The organism is Telluria sp. ZT3P39 (assembly GCF_059685935.1).
Map to the genome: position 1 here is coordinate 1 of NZ_JCASIH010000051.1, position 5,673 is coordinate 5,673.

A 5,673-nucleotide genomic window follows, 5' to 3' on the forward strand; every position below is an offset into this window, starting at 1 on the left:
AGAGTACGCGACTTCGATTACCTCCACACGCGTTCGAGACCGCCCTTATTGAACTGATTACCTTGGTGCAGGAGGTGAGAATTTGAGGGGAAGGGTCAGGACCTGACCCCGAAGTTGGTTGTTACGGGTTACGGCAAGGCCACGGCCCCTGCCTTCGTCACCCGCCTGAATAAATTCAACTGCACCGCATTCCCCATCGCCTGGTAGCCCAGGTCATTCGGATGCAAATGATCGCCGCTGTCATACGCCGGCAGCAGGCGCGCCGGGCGGGCCGGGTCGCGCGTGGCGCGGTCGAAATCGAGCACCGCGTCGAACTCGTCGTGGTTGCGGATCCAGTTGTTCACCGCCTGCCGCACGACTTCCTTCTCGGGCGAGTAGTAGCCTGCGCCCTCGAAAGGCGTAAGGGTGCCGCCGGCGATGGCGATGCCCTTGGCGTGGGCGCGCGCGATGAGCTGGCGGTAGCCGGCGATCAGGTCCTCCGCCGTGACCGGACTGGTGGCCGAGCTGTTGCCGATGTCGTTGATGCCGACCAGGACCACCAGGAAGCGCACCCCGGCGGTGGAGAGCACGTCGCGGTCGAAGCGTTCGAGCGCGCTGCGCCCGGCCAGCGCATTCGGCGAATTGCCGAGCAGGCGGTTGCCGCTGATGCCGCGGTTGACCACAGCCAGGCGCACATTGATGCCGAGGACCGAATCGCGTTCGGTCTGCAGGCGCCGCGCCAGCCAGTCGGGCCAGCGGTTGTTGGTGTCGGGCGTGCTGCGCGTGCCGTCGGTGATCGAGTCGCCCAGCGCGACGATCGCCGGGCCGGTAGCGTCGACTTCAACGGCCGTCAGGAAGGGCCAGATGGCGATCGTGCGCTGCACCGGCAGGGTCGCCGCGGCGGTGAAGTTACCCGGCAGCGAGACGTAGCCGGTCTGCAGCGCCAGCGCGTGCAGGGTGCTCGCCTGCACGGTGCCGGGCAGGTAGAAGCTCACGGCCATGTCGGACAGTGGCGGGACATTGAGTTCCACCGGATCGGACAGCACCGGCGCGCCGGGCGGGATCGTCACCGCGGTGCGCCCCCCGAACGTGAGTGCGCGGTCGGTGCCGGCCGCGACGTCCGACCCGCCGGCGCGCAGGCCGATGCGCGCGGCGCCCACGGTCAGGGGCAGGCTGCCCATCTCGTTCGACACCCGGATGCGCACGCGGTTGCCGCCGATGCTGGTATGGACCACCAGGCGCACGGTCTGGTCGGTGAAGGTCTGCAGGCTCGCCTCGGGCGGCGGACCGGCGGGGGCGGTGCCCCAGGTGGTGGTCCAGCGGTCGCCGATCCAGTCCTGGGCGCCGGCCGGATGGGGCAGGGCGATGGCCGCGGCCAGCATGGCGCCGCCCAGCAGCAGGCGCCGTCGTGGTGGATACGGCCCGCGGGTGGACGAGACGAGGTCATCCTTGAAGCGCCGGACGACATCGGCCAGGTAAGGCAGGAAGCGTTGCATGCGTGTGCTCCTCGAAATGACAGCCATGCGTTAGGCATGAGCTCGTCTAGTCAATCTAACGAGCTCGGCAGCACGGAACAAGGCGGCGCCAGACCCCACCTTTGCGCAGGATCGAGGCGCCGGGAGATTGACATTCCTGCAAGAATTTTTATCGGCGTCCGCAACGACTTGCCGGGATGCCGGTATGATCCTGTCCTTCGAATAAAAGCACCTGGAGTAATCAATGGTCATCGTGACCCACAACGGCAAGTTCCATGCGGACGACGCATGGGCGGTCGCCGCCCTGCATATCCTGTTCCCCGAAGCGCAGATCGTGCGCACCCGCGACAGCGCGGTCATCGAGGCGGCCGATTTCGTCGTCGACGTCGGCGGCATCTGGGATCCGGCCGCCGGCCGCTTCGATCACCACCAGAAAGGCTTCGAGGGCGCCCGCGCCAGCGGCGTGCCTTATGCCAGCGCAGGCCTGGTCTGGCGCGAATTTGGCGGGCGCTGCGTCGCCGCGCTGGCCGCGCTTCACACCGGCCACCAGATGGATGCCGATACGGCGCAGCAGCTGGCCTATGCCATCGACACCGACATCGTCCAGTACCTCGATTTGTCGGACGTGGGCGCGGCCAAGAATGCGCCGGGCGGCTACGGCATGTCGGCCGTGGTCTCGGGCTACAACCCGAACTGGATGGACGAGCAGCGCCTCGGCTATGGTGCGGAGGCAGAGGCCTACCGCCTGGCGCAGTTCCGCAAGGCGATGGCCTTCCTCACCGACGTGATGGCCAATGCCGTGAAATACCGGGTCGGCGCCACGCTGGCGCTGGCGCAGGTGCGCCAGGCCGAGCCGATGGAGGGCGGGCGCCTGCTGTTCCTGAAGAATGCCGCGCTGCCATGGACTTCCGTGGTGCGCAAGGAAATGCCGAAGGTGCTGTTCGTGATCAGCCATAGCTTGTCGGAAGACCGCTACATGCTGCACACGGTGCCGGCCACCACCGATACCTTCGATGCCCGGGCCGACCTGCCGGAACCCTGGGCCGGCTTGCGCGACGAGGAACTGGCGGCGGTGACAGGCGTCGCGGACGCGAAGTTCTGCCACAACGGCCGGTTCATTGCTGCAGCGAAATCGTTTGACGGCGCCTATGCCATGGCGAAACAGGCCCTGCAGGCGGTGGACGCGGGTTTGACGCCGCTCTTCGAGGAAGGCAGCAATTCCCGTTTGAGTTAGGTAAGGCACTGTCGCAGCGCAGCAGAAGGACTATCTTGGCCTCATGGCGAAGACAGTTTCAATGCGAAAGTTGTATGCAATGCAACGCATGTCGGCGGCCCTCAACCGGGCATCGGCGGCGCGGCCTTTCGGGCCGGACACCGACCGGGCCCTGCGCTGGGCCGCGGCCTGGGGCATGTCGGCCGGCATCCGCCCCCGGCATACCCGCCTGCGGCTGCGCCGCGGCACCCTGCTCGGGGTCTGCCACGAAATCCATCGCTAGCGGCGTTTCATAGCGTTTTGCTATCGGGGGATAGCGAGAAACATGGTCGTACTGTTAGATGCGCAACAGTTCACATACCACCTGCAAGGCTATGTTGTTCGTTGGTAGTTCCCCATAACGAATAACAGTGAGGCAGAGATGGCTAAAAGCAAGAACGCGCCGAAATCCGTGGCCGGCGCCGGTTCCATCATGAGCACCATGGCAGGCCCGTCGGACCCGACGCCGCCGTCCACCCTGGGGTCAAAAGATCCGGTCAGCCAGCGCCTGCTGGAAAAGACGGTGGCCGGCCAGGAACTGGCGGCCGACATGCCCTTCAACGCGAACAAGCCGGACGAATACGGCGACGCCGCCCGCACGCCGGAGCGCGGCGCCACGGCCAAGCCGTCGGCCCCCAGCGCCACCGGCAGCACCAGCAGCGAGATCGTCCAGTCCGACAAGGTGGGCAGCGGCCAGCCGCCGGCCGGCGCCAATCCGGGCAATGACCCGCTCGACCGCGTGCGCGTGGATGCCGGCGACCGCCACCTGACCACCAACCAGGGCGTGCCGGTCGCCGACAACCAGCATTCGCTCAAGATCGGCCTGCGCGGCCCGACCGCGATGGAAGATTTCATCCTGCGCGAAAAGCTCACCCATTTCGACCACGAGCGCATTCCCGAGCGGGTCGTGCACGCGCGGGGTTCGGCGGCCCACGGCTTCTTCGAGGCCTATGAGGACTTGAGTGCGGTCACCCGCGCCGCGCCCTTCAAGGCCAAGGGCAAGCGCACCCCGGTGTTCGTGCGCTTCTCGACCGTCGCCGGCGAACGCGGCTCGACCGACGTGGCGCGCGACGTGCGCGGCTTCGCCGTCAAGTTCTATACCGACGAGGGCAACTGGGACCTGGTGGGCAACAACATGCCCGTCTTCTTCATCCAGGACGCGATGAAATTCCCCGACCTGGTGCATGCCGTGAAACCGGAGCCGCACCACGGCATGCCGCAGGCGGCCAGCGCCCACGATACCTTCTGGGATTTCGCTTCGCTCTCGCCGGAAATCGCGCACATGCTGATGTGGGCGATGTCGGACCGCGCGATCCCGCGCAGCTACCGCACCATGCAGGGCTTCGGCGTGCACACTTTCCGCCTGGTCAACGCGCAGGGCGAATCGCAGTTCTGCAAATTCCACTGGACCCCGATGCAGGGCACCCACTCGCTGGTGTGGGACGAGGCAGTGAAGATCTCGGGCGCCGACCCCGATTTCCACCGCCGCGACCTGTGGGAATCCATCGAGGCGGGCAACTTCCCCGAGTGGGAGCTGGGCCTGCAGATCTTCTCCGAAGAAGAGTCGGAATCCTTCGGCTTCGACATCCTCGACCCGACCAAGCTGATTCCGGAAGAGCTGGTGCCGGTGCAGAAGGTCGGCCGCATGGTGCTGGACCGGAACCCGGACAACTTCTTCGCCGAGACCGAGCAGGTGGCCTTCTGCACCGCCCACATCATCCCCGGCATCGACTTCTCCAACGATCCGCTGCTGCAGGGCCGCATCCACTCCTATCTCGACACCCAGCTCTCGCGCCTGGGCGGCCCGAACTTCCACGAGATCCCGATCAATGCGCCGATCGTGCAGGTCCAGAACAACCAGCGCGACGGCATGCACCGCCAGGCGATCCACCGCGGCCGCGTATCGTACGAGCCGAATTCGCTGGGCGGCGGCTGCCCGTTCCAGGCTGGCAGCAAGGGCTTTACCAGCTTCCCCGAGCGCGTGGCCGAAGACAAGGTGCGCGGTAAACCTGAACTGTTCGCCGACCATTATTCGCAGGCGCGTCTGTTCTACCAGAGCCAGACACCAGTCGAGCAGGCCCACATTGCCAACGCCTTCCGCTTCGAGCTGACGCGCGTGCAGACGGTGGCGATCCGCCTGCGCATGCTGGCGCTGCTGGCCAATGTCGACGACGGCCTGGTGGCCAAGGTGGCCGAGGGCCTGGGCCTGGAAGTGCCGGAGCCGCTGCCGCTGGCGACCGACGCGCCGATCCCGTCGTATCCGCCGTCTCCGTCGCTGTCGCTCCTGAGCCGTGCCGGCATCACGGGCGTGCGTACCCGCCGCGTCGCGATCTTCGTGGCGCCGGGTGTGGATGGCGCGCAGGTGCAATCGGTCTATGCCAGCCTGGTGATGGATGGCGCCGTGCCTCGCCTGGTGGGTAACCTGCTGGGCAAGGTCAAGGCGGCGGACGGTTCGATGCTCGACGTCGAAGTGTCGCTGGAGGCCGGCCCGTCGGTGCTGTACGACGGCATGATCGTACCGGACGGCGCCAAGGCGGTCGAGGCGCTGGCGCGCAACGCCCACGCGATCGACTTCGTGCGCGAGCAGTACCGCCACTGCAAGCCGATCCTGGTGCTCGGCGCGGGCGAGGGCCTGCTCGACAAGGCCATGGTGCCGAAGGCGCTGCCGGACGGTTCGGACGATCCGGGCCTGATCATCGGCGCCGACGCCAAGCCGGAGGCCGCGCTCGATGCGTTCAAGCTGGCGCTCGCGGGACACCGGACGTTTGCGCGGGAGACGGATCCGCCCGCGGTGTGACTTAAGTAGTTTTACGAAGGCGCCGGCGATGTGCCGGCGTTCGACCTTGGGTTCCGGCCTTCGCCCACTGCTGTCCGGAATAATGTTCTTGACGTCCTCCATTAGATCAGTCTGAGCTGACGGGAAGCCACTTCGGCTTCCCGTCGTCGCTTTTTCTTGTAGTACGACTC

The 5,673-nt window shown here is 66.6% G+C and carries 4 protein-coding genes; 3 read left to right on the forward strand and 1 reads right to left on the reverse strand.

Features of this window, described 5'->3' with window-relative positions; all coding sequences use genetic code 11:
- Positions 1–128: 128 nt before the first annotated feature.
- A complete protein-coding gene (locus AC56LR_RS21455; protein ID WP_497133486.1) occupies positions 129–1,475 on the reverse strand; it encodes an SGNH/GDSL hydrolase family protein in 1,347 nt (448 codons plus the stop codon).
- 223 nt (positions 1,476–1,698) lie between these two features.
- On the opposite strand from AC56LR_RS21455, the gene AC56LR_RS21460 reads away from it, so the two are divergent.
- The 3 genes from AC56LR_RS21460 to AC56LR_RS21470 all read left to right on the forward strand — a co-directional run bounded on the left by AC56LR_RS21460 (position 1,699) and on the right by AC56LR_RS21470 (position 5,503).
- Positions 1,699–2,688 carry an MYG1 family protein gene (locus AC56LR_RS21460; protein WP_497133488.1) on the forward strand — a complete coding sequence of 330 codons (990 nt, stop codon included), beginning with the start codon at positions 1,699–1,701 and terminating at the stop codon, positions 2,686–2,688.
- 79 nt (positions 2,689–2,767) lie between these two features.
- Positions 2,768–2,950 (forward strand): hypothetical protein, encoded by a 183-nt coding sequence (locus tag AC56LR_RS21465; protein ID WP_497133490.1) that lies wholly within the window; start codon positions 2,768–2,770, stop codon positions 2,948–2,950.
- Positions 2,951–3,088: 138 nt separating this feature from the next.
- Positions 3,089–5,503, forward strand: coding sequence for a catalase (locus AC56LR_RS21470; protein WP_497133492.1), 2,415 nt, complete (start codon positions 3,089–3,091; stop codon positions 5,501–5,503).
- The last annotated feature ends 170 nt before the right edge of the window (positions 5,504–5,673 follow it).

Coding starts and splice junctions, on each gene's coding strand:
- AC56LR_RS21455 (WP_497133486.1), bottom strand. CDS start 1,475: ATGCAACGCTTCCTGCCTTACCTGGCCGATGTCGTCCGGCGCTTCAAG.
- AC56LR_RS21460 (WP_497133488.1), top strand. CDS start 1,699: ATGGTCATCGTGACCCACAACGGCAAGTTCCATGCGGACGACGCATGG.
- AC56LR_RS21465 (WP_497133490.1), top strand. CDS start 2,768: ATGCAACGCATGTCGGCGGCCCTCAACCGGGCATCGGCGGCGCGGCCT.
- AC56LR_RS21470 (WP_497133492.1), top strand. CDS start 3,089: ATGGCTAAAAGCAAGAACGCGCCGAAATCCGTGGCCGGCGCCGGTTCC.